This window comes from Pelomonas candidula, assembly GCF_043555985.1.
GTDB classification, from domain to species: Bacteria; Pseudomonadota; Gammaproteobacteria; order Burkholderiales; family Burkholderiaceae_C; genus Pelomonas; species Pelomonas candidula.
This window is the reverse complement of the sequence record NZ_JBIGIC010000001.1, coordinates 704,619-723,353: the sequence shown is the minus strand read 5'-3', so window position 1 is coordinate 723,353 and position 18,735 is coordinate 704,619. Positions and strand designations below refer to the sequence as shown.

14 protein-coding genes are annotated in these 18,735 nt (G+C 66.9%); 2 read left to right on the top strand and 12 right to left on the bottom strand.

Annotation, left to right across the window (positions count from 1 at the left end):
* Positions 1-7 precede the first annotated feature (7 nt).
* Positions 8-991 (top strand): LysR family transcriptional regulator, encoded by a 984-nt coding sequence (locus ACG04R_RS03455; RefSeq protein ID WP_394406466.1) that lies wholly within the window; start codon positions 8-10, stop codon positions 989-991.
* 20 nt (positions 992-1,011) lie between these two features.
* Here ACG04R_RS03455 and ACG04R_RS03450 read toward each other — a convergent pair whose 3' ends face one another.
* On the bottom strand, positions 1,012-1,983 hold the full coding sequence (locus ACG04R_RS03450) for a dienelactone hydrolase family protein (protein WP_394406465.1): 972 nt from the start codon (positions 1,981-1,983) through the stop codon (positions 1,012-1,014).
* A gap of 348 nt (positions 1,984-2,331) precedes the next feature.
* On the opposite strand from ACG04R_RS03450, the gene ACG04R_RS03445 reads away from it, so the two are divergent.
* Positions 2,332-2,718, top strand: coding sequence for a c-type cytochrome (locus ACG04R_RS03445; protein ID WP_394406464.1), 387 nt, complete (start codon positions 2,332-2,334; stop codon positions 2,716-2,718).
* Positions 2,719-2,771: 53 nt separating this feature from the next.
* On the opposite strand, the gene ACG04R_RS03440 is transcribed toward ACG04R_RS03445, so the two are convergent.
* The 11 genes from ACG04R_RS03440 to ACG04R_RS03390 all read right to left on the bottom strand — a co-directional run bounded on the left by ACG04R_RS03440 (position 2,772) and on the right by ACG04R_RS03390 (position 18,574).
* A complete protein-coding gene (locus ACG04R_RS03440) occupies positions 2,772-3,062 on the bottom strand; it encodes a hypothetical protein (protein ID WP_394406463.1) in 291 nt (96 codons plus the stop codon).
* 99 nt (positions 3,063-3,161) lie between these two features.
* Positions 3,162-3,464 carry a hypothetical protein gene (locus ACG04R_RS03435; RefSeq protein WP_394406462.1) on the bottom strand — a complete coding sequence of 101 codons (303 nt, stop codon included), beginning with the start codon at positions 3,462-3,464 and terminating at the stop codon, positions 3,162-3,164.
* A 164-nt stretch (positions 3,465-3,628) separates the two neighbouring features.
* Positions 3,629-6,529: a TonB-dependent receptor gene (locus ACG04R_RS03430; protein ID WP_394406461.1), complete on the bottom strand. Its 2,901-nt coding sequence runs from the start codon at positions 6,527-6,529 to the stop codon at positions 3,629-3,631.
* Positions 6,530-7,416: 887 nt separating this feature from the next.
* Positions 7,417-8,373: a glycoside hydrolase family 43 protein gene (locus tag ACG04R_RS03425; RefSeq protein ID WP_394406460.1), complete on the bottom strand. Its 957-nt coding sequence runs from the start codon at positions 8,371-8,373 to the stop codon at positions 7,417-7,419.
* A complete protein-coding gene (yjfF, locus tag ACG04R_RS03420; protein WP_394406459.1) occupies positions 8,373-9,359 on the bottom strand; it encodes a galactofuranose ABC transporter, permease protein YjfF in 987 nt (328 codons plus the stop codon). The genes ACG04R_RS03425 and yjfF overlap by 1 nt, the downstream gene beginning before the upstream one ends.
* Complete coding sequence (locus tag ACG04R_RS03415; protein WP_394406458.1) at positions 9,356-10,372, bottom strand: ABC transporter permease; 1,017 nt, start codon at positions 10,370-10,372, stop codon at positions 9,356-9,358. The genes yjfF and ACG04R_RS03415 overlap by 4 nt, the downstream gene beginning before the upstream one ends.
* Positions 10,369-11,898, bottom strand: coding sequence for a sugar ABC transporter ATP-binding protein (locus ACG04R_RS03410; protein WP_394406457.1), 1,530 nt, complete (start codon positions 11,896-11,898; stop codon positions 10,369-10,371). The genes ACG04R_RS03415 and ACG04R_RS03410 overlap by 4 nt, the downstream gene beginning before the upstream one ends.
* 85 nt (positions 11,899-11,983) lie before the next feature.
* Positions 11,984-12,937: an ABC transporter substrate-binding protein gene (locus ACG04R_RS03405; RefSeq protein ID WP_394406490.1), complete on the bottom strand. Its 954-nt coding sequence runs from the start codon at positions 12,935-12,937 to the stop codon at positions 11,984-11,986.
* A 111-nt stretch (positions 12,938-13,048) separates the two neighbouring features.
* Positions 13,049-14,659: an alpha-L-fucosidase gene (locus ACG04R_RS03400; RefSeq protein ID WP_394406456.1), complete on the bottom strand. Its 1,611-nt coding sequence runs from the start codon at positions 14,657-14,659 to the stop codon at positions 13,049-13,051.
* Positions 14,660-14,663: 4 nt separating this feature from the next.
* Positions 14,664-17,021, bottom strand: coding sequence for a beta-L-arabinofuranosidase domain-containing protein (locus tag ACG04R_RS03395; protein ID WP_394406455.1), 2,358 nt, complete (start codon positions 17,019-17,021; stop codon positions 14,664-14,666).
* A 2-nt stretch (positions 17,022-17,023) separates the two neighbouring features.
* On the bottom strand, positions 17,024-18,574 hold the full coding sequence (locus ACG04R_RS03390) for a family 43 glycosylhydrolase (RefSeq protein WP_394406454.1): 1,551 nt from the start codon (positions 18,572-18,574) through the stop codon (positions 17,024-17,026).
* Positions 18,575-18,735: the final 161 nt, after the last annotated feature.

The following is an 18,735-nucleotide window of genomic DNA, read 5'->3' as shown; positions in this document are numbered from 1 at the left end:
CAACAACATGGCCCGCGAAGACGATGACGATGACCACGGCGCGCTGACCGACGCCAGCCCCAACCCGAACTGGTTCCTGCGCGCGCGGCTGAAGACGCGCCAGCTGCTGCTGCTGATCGCGCTGGACGACGAACGCAACATCCACCGCGCCGCCGAGGTGCTGTGCATGACGCAGCCGGCCGCGTCCAAGCAGCTCAAGGACCTGGAGGACATGCTGGACGTGAAGCTCTTCGAGCGTCACCCGCGCGGCATGGAGCCCACGCTGTACGGCGAGACGATGATCCGCCACGCGCGCATGGCGCTGACCAGCCTGTCCGCCGCGCACGACGACATCGTCGCGCTCAAGCACGGCCTCTCCGGCCAGGTCGAGGTCGGCGTCATCATGACGCCGGCCATGGGCCTGCTGCCGCGCGCGATCTCGCGCATCAAGCTGCAGGCGCCCAAGCTGCGCATCGGCGTGCACATGGAGGCCAGCAAGGTGCTCGTCGACATGCTGCAGCGGGGCAAGCTGGACTTCATGATCGGCCGCATCGTCGAGGAAGAGGGCGCCGCCGGCCTGCACTACGAAGAGCTGACCGTCGAGCCCGCCTGCGCCGTCGCGCGCGTGGGCCACCCGCTGCTGAAGGCCGACAACCTCAAGCTCGCCGACCTCGCGCCGCAACCGTGGATACTGCCGCCGCAAGGCAGCGTGCTGCGCCATCGCTGGGAGCTGATGTTCCGCCGCGCCGCGCTGGAGCCGCCGAGCAACGTCGTCGACACGACGGCGCTGCTGCTCATCACCGCGCTGCTGCAGCAGACCGACTCGCTGCACGTGATGCCGGTGGAGGTGGCGCGCTACTACGCATCGCTCAACGTGCTGGCCATCCTGCCCATCGAGCTGCCCTGCCACATGGACGCCTTCGGCATCATCACCCGCGAGGGCCACCTGATGTCGCCGGCGGCGCGCCAGCTGCTGCACGAGGTGCGGCTGGCGGCGCGGGACCTGTACTGACGCCCGGCGCGCCGCGCCGGCTACAGCTTCTTCTCGAAGAACCGCACCACGCGGGCGCGCGACTGCCAGGCCTGCTCGGCGTCGGGCGTGAAGTGCACCGTCGGCGGCACGCCGGTGCTGAAGTAGCTGCCCTGGTTCGCGAACGGGTCGGTCACCGTCATCGGCACCATCAGGCGGTCCCAGCCATGCGTGGCGCCAGGGTAGGCGTTCACGCTGACGACGCTGCCGCCGTTGCCGGCGTTGGCCGACTGCGCCAGCGCCTCGCACGGCGCGCTGCTGTTGTCGTAGTCGTCCTTGGTGCCGACCTCGATCAGCACCGGTGCGCCGGTCAGGTTGATCCACTGCACGCCATACGCCGCCGGCGTGCTGTGCACCGCGGCCAGCAGCGCCGTGTTGTTCCAGGCGTAGCAGACGGGGTAGTGCGCCACGTGCGCCTTGAACGTCAGGCCGCCGCCGAACTGACCCGCATACAGCCGCTCGGCCGCGCCCAGGCTGACGAGGCCGCCCCACGAGAAGCCCAGCACGCCGATGCGCGCGCCGTCGATGCCCGGCTGCTGCGCCAGGAAGGCCAACGCCGAGAACGCGTCGGGGTAGGTCAGGATGGGCGCGGCGGGCCGCTGGCCGGGCGCCGTGTAGCCGCGCGCCTGCCACATGTCGATCTGCAGCGTCGCGATGCCCGCCGCGTTCAGCGCCGCCTCATAGAAATCGCCGCGCGCATCGACACCGGCCGAGCCGTGCAGGATCAGCACGGCCGGCAGCTTGCGGCGGCCGTGGCCCCAGTCGCCGTCACGGCGCGGGATGCTGAGCTTGCCCTGGATGGTGAGCGGCGTGCCGGGCGCCAGCAGGTTGGGCGAGGAGAACTGGATGAACGAGACGTCCGGCCGGTCCCGCGAGCCGAAGCCCTCGCCCGACGCCTGGGCCGGCAGCGCCGCCAACCCCGCCACGACGGCCAACGCCGCGATGCCCGTTGCCTTCAACCATTGCCAAGCCATGTTCGCCTCCGTCGCCATCGTGTGGATTCACCGCACCGGTGGATGGCCAACCCAGTGCGGGCGACAACGTAGCACCGCGTCACGAACTCCGCCCTCGGGACTTGCCTGTCGCGCAAGCGGGGTTCGCGGCCGATCAACCTGTCATCGCCAGGCCTCAAGGCCCCTGTACCGAACCGGGACAACCCGGGTCGGCGGCGCTGCTCCAGGCCGGAGCAGCTGCGTTGCGGCGACGACGCCCCCGTGTTCCACCCTGGCAATTCCGCCGATGCGCTTGACGATCGTCAAAGTCGGCTCATGCCGCCGTCCCTAGCCTGAGCTCGAACTCGGCTTCTTTCACGGAGGGACACCATGACATCACGGACCATTTCACTGCTTGCCATCGCGATGGCCACACTGCCGGCCTGGGGCGCGCCTGCGGCCGACGACGCCACGATGCTGAAGCTGGCCAGCGGCAGCGGCTGCATGACCTGCCACCACATCGAGCCCGGCGCCAAGGGCCCCGACGGCCTCGCCCCGATCGGCCCCGCGTGGCGCGACGTCGCCGCACGCTACCGCGGCACGCCGGGCGCCGCCGACCAGCTGACACGCACCGTGATGGCCGGCTCCAACCCGTACAGCAGCCACTGGAAGGGCAAGGTCAGCGGGCTGGCCATGCCGCCCAACGAGGTGGCCATCAAGGAGGCCGATGCGCGCCAGCTGGTCGACTGGATTCTGAAGCTCGACGCGGTGAAGTGAGCCACCGGCGACACCGGCCCGACAGGAGGGGTGTCTGCACGAGCGGTGCGGCTTCAGCCCTCGTGGTCGCAGTTCCAGCACTGCGCGCTGCCTTCGGGGTAGTAGGGGGCACCGCACGCCGGGCACGGCGCCGGCTCGCCCAATGGCTTGTACGGGCCGAAGCCGCGCCGGATGTTGTAGACCGCCATCGCCTCCTCATGGCTTCCGGCCTCCAGCCGCCAGACCGGGAACACGTGGCCCGGGAGGGGTTCGCCGTCAGCCGTCGTCGGCCGGTCCTCGCCACGCGAGAGGCCCGTGATATCGCCACCTTCGGTGTCGCTCCATGCGGTGTAGATACGTCTCATCGTCCTGTCTATCGCTGAAGGGCACGCCGTGCCCACGAGTTGGAAAGCCGATGCGGCACCGCTCGGGCGGCGCGGCGCTGATGTGCCGACTCCGCGGCTTCAGTCCTCGTCGGGTTCAGCGAACCTGGCCTGAAACGCCTCGGCAAACTCGGCCGACGCGCTGAACGTCAGCGTCACCGTCACCCAGCCACCTTCTTCGCGCTGCACCAGCAATTCGTGGTCCCAGGCGTTCCCGTCCTCCACCGGCCCCTGCCGGCCACCGAACTCGGCCTGCGCCCAGGCCAGTACCTGCTCCGCCTCAGCCATCACAGCCGCATGCTCGGCCTCACGGGTGGAGGCCATGGCTTCCAGCGTGAGGATGTCGTCGGAGCTGTCGGTGAGGTCGAAGGTGAGCAGGCGCATGACCCCAGTGTCGGCGCGAAAGCGCGCCGACGGCCGTTGAGCCCGAAAAGCAAAACCGGCCGCGGCCGGTTTTGCGTGAGGGGCGATGAGCCCAGATCGGAATCCAGGCTGAACTCCTGCCGGCCCAGCGATGACGCGGGGCCGGGGTCGCCAGCGGCTAGCGCCTAGAAGCGATAGCGAGCACCGACCAGGTAACGGCGACCTGTCTGGATCGCCGAGATGATCTCGTTCTTGCTGCGGCCGTGGGTGCGGATGTAGCCATCGTTCAGGTTCAGCAAGTCGGCCTGCAGAGTCAGGTTCTTGCCAATCTTGTAGCCGATGGACGCGTCCAACTGACCATAGGCCTCGGTGTACCGCGGGTTGTTGCCGTTGTCGTTACCCAAGAGGAACGAATCACGCCAGTTGTAGGCGGCACGGATCGACCACTGGTCGTTCTCGAAGAAGCCCACCAAGTTGGCGGAATCGCTGACGCCCGGCAGAGGGGACTGCACATCGGTGCTTGCCGCGTCGTTGCGGTACTTCAGGCCAGTGCGGACCAGCGTGTAGTTGCCCGAGACGCCGAAGCCACTGTTGTTGAACATGTGCTGGAAGTTGAACTCCAGGCCCTTGATGTTGTCACCACCGGCATTGGACGGTGTCGTGATGTCGAAGATCAGCGGCTGGGCGCCCGGGATGGTGCCCGCAATGTTGCCCTTCAGGAAGGTCGGGTCGCTGGCATCGGTGACCGTGACACCCGGCTGGCCGTTGTAGTGCTGGAAGATGTAGTTACGCAGCAGCTTGGGACTGTCAGCAGGAATACCCGATGCACGGGCGGCGTCGTAGTACGTGCCGCTGGCGGGCTGGTTCAGGCCGGCGAAGGTTTGCTGAACCGTCTTCGTGCTGGTGAAATCGGTCACCTTCTTGTAGAAGGCGCCCGCTGCGACATACGACGACTTGGCGTAGTAGTACTCGGCGGAGAAGTCGAAGTTCTTGGACTTGAGCGGCTTGAGTGCCGGGTCACCGGTCGAGCCGGCGCCATGGATGTTGTAGCGGCCCGAGTTCGCGTTCAGAGAGACGCCGCCGAGCATGTCGCCGAAGTTCGGGCGACCGATGTTCTCGCCGAAGCTCGCACGCACCTTGAGCTTGTCCGTCAGGTCGGCATCCCAGTCGATGCTGGGCAGCACATAGCTGTACTTGCCGTCCTTGGTACCGAAGGTCGTGGTTGCGCCATCGAGCCTCACCTCGTTTTCCGCATACCAGGTGGTGCCGTTGTAGGAAGTGACTTGTGACGAGGATGTGATCTTCGTCTGCTCATAGCGCAGACCGACCGACAGGTTCATCGGGATCTGGGTGTCGAAGGCGTGGTCCCACTGACCGTAGACCGACGTCGACTTCTCGGTGGTCCGCCAGTCGTTGCCGTTGGTGAAGTCGGTGTACGGCTTGAAATAGGCGTCTGCCTCCGCCGCGGTCAGCCCGCCGGTGCCCGAAAGCGACGTCGGACGATACAACTGCGCGTTCTTGACGGCCTGCGCGCGGAGTTGGTCGAAGTTCGGCACGAAGAACGTCGGGAACTGACGCGGGTCGCTGCTGCCGGGAATCCGGCCGTAGAAGCTGGCGATGCTGTACTGGGCCACGTTCATGTCCTTGAACGAGCCTTGCGGGCCGATGCCACCCCAGTCGCCGTGGAAGTTGTTGGAGCCGGCCGAACGGTTCTTCAGCTTGGTGAAGCCGAGACCCGCCAGCAGTTTGTCCTCGGCGCTCAGCTTGTAGGTGCCGCTGGCCTGGACCTGGTCCACATCCTGGTACGAGATGTTGTTCGTGAACTGCGAGCCCGTGACAGTCGTCTTGGTGGGGTCGTACTTCAAGCCGGGCGAGCTCATGACCGGGAACTTCTGGTCGTAGTACATCGTCGTGTTGCCCTGGTTGAACAGTGCCAGGTCAATGACGTTGGTGTCGCCATAGGGGCTGTCCGGATTCGTCCGGGACGTTGAATGGTGAGCGTCGAAATCGAAGTTCAACTTCTCGCTGACCTTCCAGGCGGCATTGAAGCCGGTGGAGTTCAGCTTGGTCTTGACCGCCTGCTGGGCGACATACATCGCGTAGTCGTGCGTGCCGTCCCAGGTGGCCGTCTGGATGATCGGGTCGTAGACCTGGCTCGTCGCGGCGAAGGTCGTGGGCGGCTGGCCATTCAAGGGGCCCGAGAACGACGGGCCGAACCAGGAGGAGTTCTCAACGGCGTTCTGCTTGGTCGCGTTGATGGCCAGCGTGTGGTCCAGCGTGAACTTCAGGTCCTTCGTCGGGGCGAACTGCAGGACGGCCTGACCGTTCCAACGCTCGCGCTCCAGGTCGGTCACGCGGTAACGCACATCATTCGTGTGCGTCACGTAGCCGCTGGTCGGGAAATTGGCCAGGTTGCTGGCCGGCACACCCGCATAGGCAGTCCCGGTCGTGCCGGTCGTGATGGGTTCGGTTTGCCAGCCGTTGCCCGTGAATGCGTTGTTGGAGCCCGAGTTGCGCTTGGAGTAGCTGCCGCTGATGGCGATGCCGATCTTGCGGTCAGCGAAGCTGTCGCTATAGATGCCGGAGATTTCGGGCGTGACCTTGGAGCCCGCAATCTCGCTCGGCAGGCGGCCGATCGATTCGTCATAGTTGGCCTTGATGCCGATGCTGGCAATGCGCTCGCGCACATCCAGCGGGCGGGCTGTCTTGACGTTGATCGTGGCGCCGATACCGCCCGTCGGCGACGAGGCACGGGCGGTCTTGTACACCTCCAGCGCGGAGACGGAATCGGACGACAGGTTGGCAAAGTCGAAGGCGCGGCCGGCGCCGTTGGAGGTCGGCATCTGCCGGCCGTTCAGCAGCACCATGTTGAACTGCGGGCCGACGCCGCGAACGGTGACTTGCGAGCCTTCACCGCTCATGTTGCGGTCGATCGACACGCCGGCGATGCGCTGCATCGACTCGGCGAGGTTGGTGTCGGGGAACTTGCCGATGTCTTCGGCCACGATGCCGTCGACGAGGCCGGTGGCCATGCGCTTCAGGTTCTGCGTCGTCTCCAGCGACTTGCGGATACCCGTGACGACCACGGTTTCGAGGGATTGTTTCTCTTCCTGGGCGTGAACGGCGGTAGTCGCGAAAAGGGCGGCCGTCAAATGGCAGGCGATGACGACCGGCTTTTTGCGGCCTCGATTGGCGTCAAGCCGACGAGTCTTTTGGCAATTCATATGTCTCTCTCCAAGCTATGTTTTCGGTTGGGGCCTAGAAATGCTCGGCGGACTGCCACGCAAGCCAGACATCTGATCCGACGCACGCTCAGCCAGCGGATGATTGCGCTACCTTGTGAGGCCACCAAAGCATCAGCGGAGAAATCTAGTTCAATGCCAAAAGTAAAAATTGGGGGTTTGCCCGTTGCTGCCCTGTAAACGTGGTACCGCTACCTCATGGTAAACACGGAGAAGGCGTCTACTAAAATATTAGAATTTCTGATGTGAGGGCTTGAGATATCGCTATCAGCGAGATAGCACCCTCATTCGTATCGGTGACGTCATCCAGCCCGCAGGGCTCTCGGGGGTGATCCGTGGCCTGGTGGCACCGCCGAATGGCACGAGTCAAACTGACGATTGGCTTTGCGTGCAATATCGTCGCCCGCAGCCTTCCGCTGCTGATATCGACATGGAGACGGCACCATGACGCCCTGGCAGCGGCGTCGAGCCATTCAATCCGGATTTGTGGCGTGATGCGCTATCTGAGATAGAGGAATCAGGATCTACCGGAGATTCTGTAGAGCCTCTGAATCCATACTCGCTGCAGCCAACTGCAGATATGGCCGGCGCCGGAACACGGCGATGCGCATCGCCGCTTCAGGCTGCCAGACACGAGATGGCGCGGCACCGGTCGCCGCGGAGCCGCCCTCAGAAGGCGTCGCTCAGCCGGCCATCACCCGCCGCTATTCGTCGCCGGACGCGGATTTAACTCAGGGCTTGCAACCCGCCGACGGATTCGGCTTGGGGCCGGACTGGGTCTGGTGAATGAACGGAATCGTCCCATCCGCCCGGTACGCAAACTCCTCGACCGCCACCGAGCGCCGGTACTCGCCACCGCCCGGCAGCTCGGCGTTGTGATACGCCACGTAGCTCTTGCCGTTGAAGTCGAAGAAGGCCTGGTGGATGGTGGGCGTCTTCGTGTTGCGCTCCATGACGACGCCCTGCGGTGTCCACGGGCCGGTAGGTGACGGGCCGGTCATGTAGGCCGTCTCCTCGGGGAAATGCTGCGAGTAGCTGAGGTAGTACGTGCCCTTGTGCTTGTGCAGGTAGGACGCCTCGACGAAGTTCGCCACCGGCACGTCCATGATCGGCCCGTCCAGCTCGGTCATGTTGGGCTTGAGCTTGGCGTACTTCAGCACCGTGTTGCCCCAGTACAGATAGGCCTGGCCGTCGTCGTCGATGAAGATGGCCGGGTCGATGTCGTCCCAGGCGATGTCGGTCTGCTTCGTCATGTCGTTGGTGATGAGCGCGGTGCCGCGCGCATCGACGAAGGGCCCGGTGGGCGAGTCCGACACCGCCACGCCGATGGCGAAGCCCGGCACGGTGGCGTGCTCGACGGTCCCGTAGAAGTAGTACTTGCCGTTGCGCTTGGTAATGTCCGACGCCCACGCACGGCCCTTGGCCCAGGCGAAGTCCCTGGCCTTGATGGGGACGCCCTCGTCCTTCCAGGTCGCCATGTCGCAGGTGGAGAACACGCGCCACTCGTGCATGACGAAGTCCTTGCCGCCGGGCTGGGCCTCGTCGCGGCCGGTGAAGAGGTAGACGCGCCCCGCATCCACCAGCACGGCCGGGTCGGCGGTGTAGAGCGGAGCGAACAGCGGGTTCATGGCGGCCTGCGCCGACACCAGGCCGCACGCGAGCGCGGCGGCAAGCAGGAGCTTCTTCATCAGCTTTGGGCTTTCTTCAGGGACAGCAGCCGCTGCACGGCGCAGAACACGAACAGCAGCGCGCCGATGACGATCTTGGTCCACCAGGAGCTGAGCGTGCCGTCAAAGGCGATCAGCGTCTGGATGAGCCCGAGCACCAGCACGCCCGACAGCGCGCCCGCCACGTAGCCATAGCCACCCGTCAGCACGGTGCCGCCGATGACGACCGCCGCGATGGCATCCAGCTCCACGCCCTGCGCATGCTGGCCGTAGCCGCTGAGCATGTAGAACGCGAACAGCAGGCCGGCCAGCGACGCGCAGAAGCCGCTCAAGGCATAGACGGCGATCTTGGTGCGGCCCACGGCCAGGCCCATCATCAGTGCCGACGTCTCGTTGCCGCCCAGCGAATAGACGGTGCGGCCGAAGGCCGTGCAGTGCGCGACGTACAGGCCCGCCGCCAGCACGACCAGCGCGATGACCGCACCGGGCGACAGGAAGGCACCACCGAACAGCGGAATCTGTGTCTGCGACAGCGTGACGAACAGCGGCGAATCGATGGTGATGCTGTCCACGCTGATGAGGAAGCACAGGCCGCGCGCCAGGAACATGCCGGCCAGCGTGACGATGAAGGCCTGCAGCTTGAACACGTGGATGACCACGCCCTGCAGCGCACCGAACGCCGCGCCGCCGAGCAGCACGATGAGGATGACCAGCTCGGCTGGCCAGTGCGCCACCTGCAGCAGCCAGGCCGCCACCATCGTCGTCAGCGCCAGCACCGAGCCCACGGACAGGTCGATGCCGCCGGACAGGATGACGAAGCTCATGCCCACCGCGATGACGAGCAGGAAGGCGTTGTCGATCAGCAGGTTCAGCACGACCTGCGTGGAGCCGAAGCCGGTGTAGCAGGTGGCACCGGCGATAAACAGGATCACCATCAGCACGACGCTGACCCAGGCGGTGAAGGAGGGCGCGGCCATGGCCGCGTTCAGTGCTTTCGGGACCTTCATGCCTTCCTCCAGGTGGACCAGGCGGAGGACTGCGAGATACAGACCGCGAACACGACGACGGCCTTGACGACCATCGTGACCTGCGGCGGCACGCCGAGGGCGTAGATGGTGGACGTCAGCGTCTGGATGATGAGGGCGCCGATGAGGCTGCCCGCCAGGCTGAACTTGCCGCCGCTGAGCTGGCCGCCACCGAGCGTGACGGCCAGGATGGCGTCCAGCTCCAGCAGCAGGCCGGCGTTGTTGGCGTCGGCGCTCTTGATGTTGGACGAGATCATCAGCCCCGCCAGCCCCGCGCCGAGGCTGCAGTAGACGTAGACGAAGAAGACGATGGCCGCCGTACGCACGCCCGCCAGGCGTGCGGCAACGGGGTTGATGCCGACGGTCTGGATGAACAGGCCTAAAGCGGTGCGCTTCATCAGAAGCGCGGTCAGGCCGCCGACGATGGCGACGACGAACAGCGACACCGGCAGGCCCAGCAGATGGCCGGCGCCCAACCAGAAGAACGAGGCAGGCTCGTAGACGGTGATGATCTGCCCGTCGGTGAAGAGCTGCGCCAGGCCGCGGCCGGCAACCATGAGGATCAGCGTCGCGATGATGGGCTGCAGGCCCAGGGCGGACACCAGCAAGCCGTTCCACAGGCCGCACAGCATTGCGGCGCCCAACGCGGCCGCGAAGGCCACAGCCAGGCCGTGCTCACCGACCAGCACGCAGGCGACGGTGCCGGCGATGGCGACGACGGCGCCCACCGACACGTCGATGCCGCGCGTGGCGATGACCAGCGTCATGCCCAAGGCCGCCAGCATCAGCGGCGCGGCGCGGTTCAGGATGTCGACGAGGCTGCCGTAGAGGTGGCCGTCCTTGATCTCGAGATGCAGGAAGCCGGGCACGAAGAGGGCGGCGACGGCGAGCAGCAGCGCGAGCGCGGCGACCGGCCGCGCGAGCGGATGTTTCCAGGCCCGCGATACGGCGGACGGGGCACTTGGGGTGGACATGGGGAGACTCGGGGAATTCATGCCGCTGCAGGCTCCGCGGCAATCACTTCAAGCACGCTGCGTTCGTCCAGCTCGCCGCGGCGGTATTCGCCGGCGGCGCGGCGGTCGCGCAGCACGAGGACACGGTCGCTGCAATGCAGGACTTCGGGCAGTTCGGACGAGATGAAGAGGATGGACATGCCCGTGCCATCGTCCTTGTGAGCCAGCGCGCGCACGGCGTCCATCAAGTCTTCCTTGGCGCGCACGTCGATGCCGCGCGTGGGCTCGTCGAGGATGAGCACGGCGGGCTCGGTCGCGAGCCAGCGCGCGAGCAGCGCCTTTTGCTGGTTGCCGCCGGACAGCTGACCGATGGGCGTGTCGGCGCTCGCCGTCTTGATGCCCAGGCGCTTGATGTAGTCGTCAGCCAGCGCCTGCTGCTGCTCGCGGCTCATGACGAGGCGCAGGCCGGCTCTGGCCTGCAGCGCCAGCAGGATGTTGTCGCGCACCGAAAGGTCCAGGATGGCGCCCTCGTGCTTGCGGTCTTCGGAGCAGAAGGCCACGCCCGCGGCGATGGCCTCGCGCGGCGAGTGCCAGCGGCCCGTGCGGCCTTCGGTGGCGACGTGGCCTGCGTCGGCGGCATCGGCACCGAACAGCAGCCGCGCAGCCTCGGTGCGGCCGGAACCGAGCAACCCGGCCAGGCCCAGCACTTCGCCGCGCCTGAGTTCAAGGTCCAGAGGGTGCAGCGCGCCGCGCCGACTCAGCCCTTCCGCCTTCAATACAGGGGCGCCGGTCTTCGGGGCGCGGCTGTCCAGGCGGGTCGGCTGCTGGTCGGGCGGCGCGCCCACCATCTTGTTGACGAGGGCCAGGCGGCTGAGGTCGCTCGCGAGGTACTCGCCTTCGGTCTCGCCGTTGCGCATGACCGTGATGCGGTCGGCCAGCGCATAGGTCTGGTCGAGGAAGTGGGTGACGAACAGGATGGCCAGGCCCTGGTCACGCAGGCGGCGCAGCACCGTGAACAGGCGCTGCACGGCGGCGTCGTCCAGGCTGGACGTGGGCTCGTCGAGGATGAGCACGCGCGCCGAGATGCGCAGCGCCCGGGCGATGGCCACCATCTGCTGGATGGACAGCGAGTAGCGCGACAGCGGCGCGGTGACGTCGATGTCGATATCCATCTGCGACAGCACTCGCTTCGCTTCGGCGTTGACGGCGGCCCAGTCGATGCGACCCCATTTACGCGGAAAGCGCCCGGCGCAGATGTTCTCCGCGACGCTGAGGTTGGTGCAGAGGTTGACCTCCTGGTACACCGTGCGGATGCCCAGTTCCTGCGCGTCTTCGGTGCGCTTGGGGGCGATGACCTTGCCGTCGAGCGTGATCGTGCCGGCATCGGGCTGGTACAGCCCGGTCAGCACCTTGATCAGTGTGGACTTGCCGGCGCCGTTCTGGCCCATCAGCGCGTGGACCTCGCCCGGGAACAGGCGCAGGCTGACGTCGCTCAGCGCCTTGACGCCGGGGAAGCCTTTGTGGATGCCGGACAGCGCCAGCACCGGCGCAGATTTGTCGACGTTCATAGTTCTCGCTCATGCCCGGCGCCCTCAGGCGCCGAGCCCTTCATGAGGCAACGGACGGGCCCCAACGCCCGTCCCAGTTGCTGTCTCAGTACTTCCGGTTCGGCAGTTCCTTGGCGGCCACTTCAGCCGGGAACACGCCCTCGTTCACCGTGATGCGCTTGTCGACCGGCTTCTTGGCGACGATGTCCTTGGCCAGCTGCATCAGCTGCGGGCCCAGCAGCGGGTTGCACTCGACCGTCACGTTCAGCTTGCCGGCCTTCATCGCCTCGAACGCGCCGCGCACGCCGTCGATGGAGATGATGACGATGTCGACACCCGGCTTCAGGCCGGCTTCCTCGATCGCCTGGATGGCGCCGATGGCCATGTCGTCGTTGTGCGCATACAGCACGTCGATCTTCTTGTCGCGCTGCTTCAGGAAGGACTCCATCACTTCCTTGCCCTTGGCGCGCGTGAACTCGCCGGACTGCGAACGGATGATCTGCAGCTTGGGGTTGGTCTTGATGACTTCCTCGAAGCCCTTCTTGCGGTCGATGGCCGGCGCCGAGCCCACGGTGCCCTGCAGCTCGACGATGTTCAGGCTGGCGTTCGGTGTCTTGGCCGCACGCTCCAGCAGCCAGCGGCCGGCCTTGCGGCCTTCCTCGACGAAGTCGGAGCCGATGAAGGTGACGAACAGCGACGGGTCGGCGACCTTGACGGCGCGGTCGGTCAGGATGACGGGGATGCCGGCGGCCTTGGCCTCCTTCAGCACCGTGTCCCAGCCGCTCTCGACGACCGGCGAGAAGGCGATCACGTCGACCTTCTGCGCGATGTAGCTGCGGATGGCCTTGACCTGGTTCTCCTGCTTCTGCTGCGCGTCGGCGAACTTCAGCGTGATGCCGGCCTCCTTGGCGGCGGCCTTGATGGACGCGGAGTTGGCGGTGCGCCATTCGCTTTCGGCACCGACCTGGGAAAAGCCCATCGTCAAGCCGGCGGCCAGGGCGCCGACAGAGGGCAGGGCCAGCGCGGCAGCAAGCAACGTGCGGCGGGCGATCAGCTTCATCATTCGGTTGTCTCCAGTGTTGTAGGCGGATGCTAGAAGGTGGGTGATGTGCGGCCAATGACTTTTTTGGCCGGAGTCATGTCACTTTCGATATGACTTCCGGCGCCGGCGTCAGGTGATTCTCAACACCTGGGCCGGGCCAGGGGCCACGCCGGCGGGCAGCTGGACCTGCAGGCCCTCGGCCGTCTGCTCGAAGGCCAGCGCCTCGGGGCCGCCCAGCAGGTCGACGCGGCGCACGGTCGGGTGGCGGCCCTGGGCCAGGCTGCGGATCAGCCAGCGGCCATCGGCAGGCAGCGCGAAGCTGCTGGCGTAGACGGCCTCGCCCTTGGCGGTGAAGCGGAAATCCTGGGCGCCCAGCGGCAGGCCCTTGCCTTCGTTGAAGCCCTGGGCCGTCAGCGGCGCCGAGGCGGCCAGCGCCGGGCCTTCGCCGAAGGTCGTCCACGGCCGCGTGCCGTAGATGCTTTCGCCGTTGACGCGCATCCAGGCGCCGACGCCCTCGACGATGCGGCGCTCGTCGGCGTCAATGCGACCGTCGCCCTTGACGGGCACGCTGAGCAGCAGGTTGCCGTTCTTGCTGACCACGTCGATCAGCGTCTGCACGACGGTGGCGGCGGACTTGTAGCCATGTCGCTCCAGCACAGCGCGGTCGTAGTGCCAGTTGCCGATGCAGGTGTCGGTCTGCCAGGGCAGCGGCTCGATCTGCTGGCTCTGGCCGCGCTCGATGTCCCACACCATGCAGCGGCGCTGCTGTTCGTCGAGGATCTTGCCGAACAGGACGGCGTCGGTCCTGCCACCGGCACGCAGGTGCTGGTTGTAGAAGTGGGACGCGATCTCCAGGCCCACGTCGCTGACGGGCCACAGCGGCAGCGCCGTGTCGTCGAAGTACAGCAGCTCGGGTTGGTAGCGGTCCAGCAGGTCCAGCGTGCGGGCGAGGAAATTGCGGCAGTAGGCCGGCGACGGCGGGCTCGCGCCGTTGCCCCATTCCCACTGCTTGTGGATGGCGCGGTGGTCGGCCTCGCTGCCCGCGCTGAAGGGGTGGTCCTGCGCGTACAGCGCCTGCGGGTCCAGACCGTCCCACCACTGGCCGCGGCCGTCCTCGCGCCGCAGCCGGCCGTCGTAGCGCACGCCCGCCAGCGGGCCGGTCTTGTCGGCACGCTGGGCGGTCTCGTACCAGGTCCAGGCATGAGCCGCGTGCACGCTGACACCGAAGGGCAGACCCTGACGCCGCGCCGCCTGCGCCCAGCGGCCGACGATGTCCTGCTGCGGGCCGATGCGCGTGGCGTTCCACGCGTGGTGCCGGCTGTCGAACAGGTCGAAGTTGTCGTGGTGGTTGGCCAGCGCCATGAAGTAGCGCGCGCCAGCCGACTTGTAGAGACCCAGCAGCTCGTCCGGGTCCCAGTGCTCGGCACGCCATTCGTGGATGACGTCCTTGAAACCGAACCTGGACGGGTGGCCGTAGGTGGCGACGTGATGCCGGTAGGCGCGGCTGCCCTCCACGTACATCTCGCGGGCATACCAGTCGCCGAACTCCGGCTGGCACTGCGGGCCCCAGTGGGCCCAGATGCCGAACTTGGCGTCGCGGAACCAGTCGGGCGTCGCGTAGCCGGCCAGCGACTCCCAACTGGGCTGGAATGCCGCCTTCGGATCTGCCGCCCGTGCCAACGGCAGCGCCCCGGCCGAAGCCAGGGCGGACAACTGCTTCAGAGCCTGCCTTCGCTTCATTCGGTCACCTCATCAGACGCAGTCCGTACAGCCCGCCGGCGATGCTGCCCGGCTTGGCAACGAACCTCACGTTGAGCTTGCCGCCGGCCGCACGCACGAGTTCGGCGGGCAGCGGGAAGTCGCGCGTGTAGATCTCGTCCGGCGTGTCGGGCCGGTCGAGCGTGATCTCGGCGATGAGCTGGCCATTGACGACGAGGTCGAAGCGGCGACCGGCGTCGCCCTTGGCGAAGCTCAACCTCAGCGCGCGGGCTTCGGCCTTGGCGTCGTTCAGGTCGTAGCTGAACCACTGCTTCGCATGCCGCCAGCGGCCGGCCGGCGCGATGCCGTTCTCGGCGCCCTCGCCCTTGAAGCCATGGTCGGACTCGGGTTGCTGCTCGCCGGGCGCGACCTGATCGATGGTCTGCGCGTCCAGCGCCAGGCGGGCTTCCTCGGCCTTGGCCAGCTCCACGCGCAGCAGGCTCTGCTGGGCTGTCGTGGCACGCGGCCAATAGAGCATGTAGCGCGAGTCGTGCAGGCGGAAGAAGGGAATCAGCTGCAGCTTGTCGGCATCCTTGCGACCCTGGATCAGGCCGGGCGCCGTGAAGGTCAGCGGCTGGCCCGGCACGGGCTTGAAGCGGCGGATGAAGTCGGCCTGGTCACTCACGAACACGGGCGCGGCGTCCTGCGGGCAGACCGCGCCCTGCGCGATGTGGCCCATGCGCGAGCCATCGGCCGTGAAGGCCAGCTTCTCGCCGGCCTGCGGCGTCTTGGCGGCCAGCACGATGGGGCCGTGCAGCACGGCGACGTAGTTCTTCAGGCCGGGCATGGGCTCCAGCGTCGTGCGCATCGGCAGCTCGACATCGACGTGATCGCCCGCCTTCCACGCACGGCGCAGTTCGACGTGGCCGCCCGGCTTGGCCGTCACCGCGACGGGCTTGCCGTTGAGCTTGACCTTCAGCGCGCCGGGCGCGACCCAGCCAGGGTAGCGGATCTTCAGCGCGAACTCGCCGTCGTCGTTCACCGTCAGCCGCGTGCGTGGCTCGTCCGGGAAGCGCGTGCTCTGCGTGATGTGGATGCCGCGTTCGCGCCAGTCGAGCTTCGACGCGATGAAGAGGTTGACGTAGAGCGAGTCGTCGTCGTGCGTGTAGATGAACTCGCCGTGGCGGGCGTGGCTCTCGATGCCGGAGCCCACGCAGCACCACATGGCCTCGTCCACCTTGGAGTAGACGCGGTAATGCTGTGGCCGCATGGGCGTGAAGTAGACGAAGCCGCCCTCGCCCGGATGCTGCGACGCGAGGATGTGGTTGTAGAGCGTGCGCTCGTAGAAGTCGGTGTAGGCACCTTGCTCGGGCTGGACTTCCGACAGCATCGCCGTCAGCTTCAGCATGTTGTAGCTGTTGCAGGTCTCCGGGCCTTCCACCTCGTTGAGCATGGGCCGGAAGTCGTCGGCCGGGTGGAAGTGCTCCTTGACGCTGTTGCCGCCGATGGCGACGGTGCGTTTCTCCGTCACCGTCTTCCAGAAGAACTCGGCCGCGCGGTGGCCTTCGTCCTCGCCCGCAAGCTGTGCGATGCGCTGGAAGCCGATGACCTTGGGGATCTGCGTGTTGGCGTGCAGGCCCGTGAGCCGGTCCTGGCCGGCGGCCAGCGGCTGCAGGATGACCTGGTGCGAGAAGCGCCGCGCGAGCGCGAGATAGCGCAGGTCGCCGGTCATCTGCGACACGTCGGCCAGCACCTCGTTCATGCCGCCGTGCTCGGCGCGCAGCATGTCCTGCATCTGCGCGTCGGTGAGCGGCGTGGTGAGGCGCAGCGCCCAGTCGCTCAGGCGGATCAGCATCGCCTTCGCGTCGGCGTTGCCGGCGTGCACCCAGGCGTCGCGCAAGCCCGCGAAGAGCTTGTGCAGGTTGTACCAGGGCACCCAGCGGCCGTTGACGGAGAAGCTGTCGACCTTGAGGTTGCCCGCGCCGACTTCCGCCCAGGCCTTGGCGCCGTCGGGGATGCCGCCGAGGTAGCCGGTGCCGATCTTGTCCTGGCAGCGCTTGAGCTCGGCGATGACGTAGTCCAGCCGCTGCTTGACGACCGGGTCGCCGGTGGACGCCCACATCAGCGCGAGTGCCGAGACGTAGTGGCCGCCCATGTGGCCGTCCAGCCCCGAGGACTCCCAGTTGCCGTAGCTGGGCACCGGCACGGGCAGGCCGGCCTCGCGGCGGAAGGGTGCCAGCAGGCGCTCGGGGTCGAGCGCCAGCAGGTAATGCAGGTCGGTGTTCTGCGCGTCGAGGAAGGGCCCATCCTGCAGACGGACCCGATCCAGCGGGAAGGCCTGCGTCGCCGCGCCCGCACCGTGAGCACACAGCACCAGCGCGAATGCGGCCAGCAGGCGTTTCATGGTCAGCTGCTCAGGCGCACGGCCCACAGCGAGACGCCAGTCGCGGCCGCCGTGGAGGCGGTCGACGAGATAGCACTGAAGCTCACGACGAAGGCGCTGGAGTTCGTATTCCACTGACGGGACAGTACGCCCTTGTAGGTCACGCCTCCGCTCACGATGGTGATCTTGTTGTTGCCGTTGTGCGTCCACGTGCCGGTCATGCCGCCGGTGCCACCGACGCTGCCGTCGGTGTTCAGCGTCACGACGATGGAGGCCTTGCTCGTCGCCGTGATGTCCTTGCCGTGGTTGACCAGCTTGTACGTGCCGGCGGCATCCGTGGCGGTGACGGTGGCCGCCTGCGCGGGGCTGGCCAGGCTCAGCGGCGCATAACGCAGCGGCGCGATGACCAGCCAGCCGTCCTCGTTCAGGTGCATCTCGTGCACGCGGATCTCGTGGTACTCGCCGAGGCTCGGGAAGCGCGTGTGGAAGATGATGAAGTACTTGTCCGTCGTCGCGTCGTAGTAGGCCGAGTTGTGGCCCGGCGAGACGTAGCCCAGCGCCGTGCCGGTCTCGAAGGCGGCGTTCACATAGTTGTGGCCGCCCATCATCTTCATGCCGTTGTCCTGGATGCTGGGGCGGTCGAAGGGCACGCTGGCCCGCACGGTGGCCATGTCGGTGCCGAAGCCGTCCAGGTAGGGGCCGTCCGGATTCAGCGAGCGAGCGACACGCACGTTGTAGCCGCCGTTGGCCGCCAGGCCGCCCCAGGACGTGAACAGGTAGTAGTACTTGCTCGTCGGGCTGTAGAGGATGTAGGCGCCCTCGATCTCGGCGTGATTGCCGCCCAGGATGTGCTTGCCATAGCCCTGGCCGGCCACGGGCAGGCCCGTCGTCGGATCGATCTTCATGATGAAGATGCCGCCGGAGTACGAGCCGTAGACCATCCACCAGTTGCCTGCCGCCGACGCGTCCTTGAAGACCTGCGGGTCGACGACGTTGGGGTGCTTGGTCGCGTCGTAGGTGGTGCCGTCTTCCGACACCCCCACCATGCCGGACTTCAGCAGGATCTGCTTGTTCGCGTACGGGCCTTCGACGCTGGTGGCCACGGCCACGCCCAGCGCCGACAGCGGGCTGCTGCCCTGGCACGAGCAGTAGTACATGTAGAACTTGCCGTCGGGCAGCTGCTCCACGTCGGGGGCCCACAGGTCGGTCACGGTGGTCCACGCGAAGGTGGCGGCCAGCTCCGTCGTGACCTTGTTGCCGAACAACGGGTTGTTGTTGTCGACGCCGTCGGCCAGCTTGGTCCAGTTCATCAGGTCCGTCGTCTTGGCTGCCGCGAGGTGGGAGCCGAAGACGTAGTACGTGCTGTTGGTCTTGATGACGGACGGGTCATGCACCGACGCGTTGCCGAAGGTCAGCGCGGTCTGGACCGCGTTCGGGTTCGTCGGCGTCGGGGTGACAGGCGTGGTGCCGGTGCTGCCGGAGCTGTCGCTACCACCACCACCGCCGCCGCCACAGGCGGTCAAGGCGAGGGCGGCGGAACCTGCAAGGAAGTTGCGTCGATTCTGAAGGGCCATGGTGTGTTTGTCTCCGCGTCGGGTGTTGATTGCCGGCGCAGCCTATGAGGCTCGGCGGCGGCACACCAATGACATTGCAGGCGCGGTCGATCCTGGTTTTGATATGCCACATGCGGGGCACGGACGCAGCGCAAAGCCTGGGCTAGCAACATGGCGGGCCC

Coding starts and splice junctions, on each gene's coding strand:
- ACG04R_RS03455 (WP_394406466.1), top strand. CDS start 8: ATGGCCCGCGAAGACGATGACGATGACCACGGCGCGCTGACCGACGCC.
- ACG04R_RS03450 (WP_394406465.1), bottom strand. CDS start 1,983: ATGGCTTGGCAATGGTTGAAGGCAACGGGCATCGCGGCGTTGGCCGTC.
- ACG04R_RS03445 (WP_394406464.1), top strand. CDS start 2,332: ATGACATCACGGACCATTTCACTGCTTGCCATCGCGATGGCCACACTG.
- ACG04R_RS03440 (WP_394406463.1), bottom strand. CDS start 3,062: ATGAGACGTATCTACACCGCATGGAGCGACACCGAAGGTGGCGATATC.
- ACG04R_RS03435 (WP_394406462.1), bottom strand. CDS start 3,464: ATGCGCCTGCTCACCTTCGACCTCACCGACAGCTCCGACGACATCCTC.
- ACG04R_RS03425 (WP_394406460.1), bottom strand. CDS start 8,373: ATGAAGAAGCTCCTGCTTGCCGCCGCGCTCGCGTGCGGCCTGGTGTCG.
- yjfF (WP_394406459.1), bottom strand. CDS start 9,359: ATGAAGGTCCCGAAAGCACTGAACGCGGCCATGGCCGCGCCCTCCTTC.
- ACG04R_RS03415 (WP_394406458.1), bottom strand. CDS start 10,372: ATGAATTCCCCGAGTCTCCCCATGTCCACCCCAAGTGCCCCGTCCGCC.
- ACG04R_RS03410 (WP_394406457.1), bottom strand. CDS start 11,898: ATGAACGTCGACAAATCTGCGCCGGTGCTGGCGCTGTCCGGCATCCAC.
- ACG04R_RS03405 (WP_394406490.1), bottom strand. CDS start 12,937: ATGAAGCTGATCGCCCGCCGCACGTTGCTTGCTGCCGCGCTGGCCCTG.
- ACG04R_RS03400 (WP_394406456.1), bottom strand. CDS start 14,659: ATGAAGCGAAGGCAGGCTCTGAAGCAGTTGTCCGCCCTGGCTTCGGCC.
- ACG04R_RS03395 (WP_394406455.1), bottom strand. CDS start 17,021: ATGAAACGCCTGCTGGCCGCATTCGCGCTGGTGCTGTGTGCTCACGGT.
- ACG04R_RS03390 (WP_394406454.1), bottom strand. CDS start 18,574: ATGGCCCTTCAGAATCGACGCAACTTCCTTGCAGGTTCCGCCGCCCTC.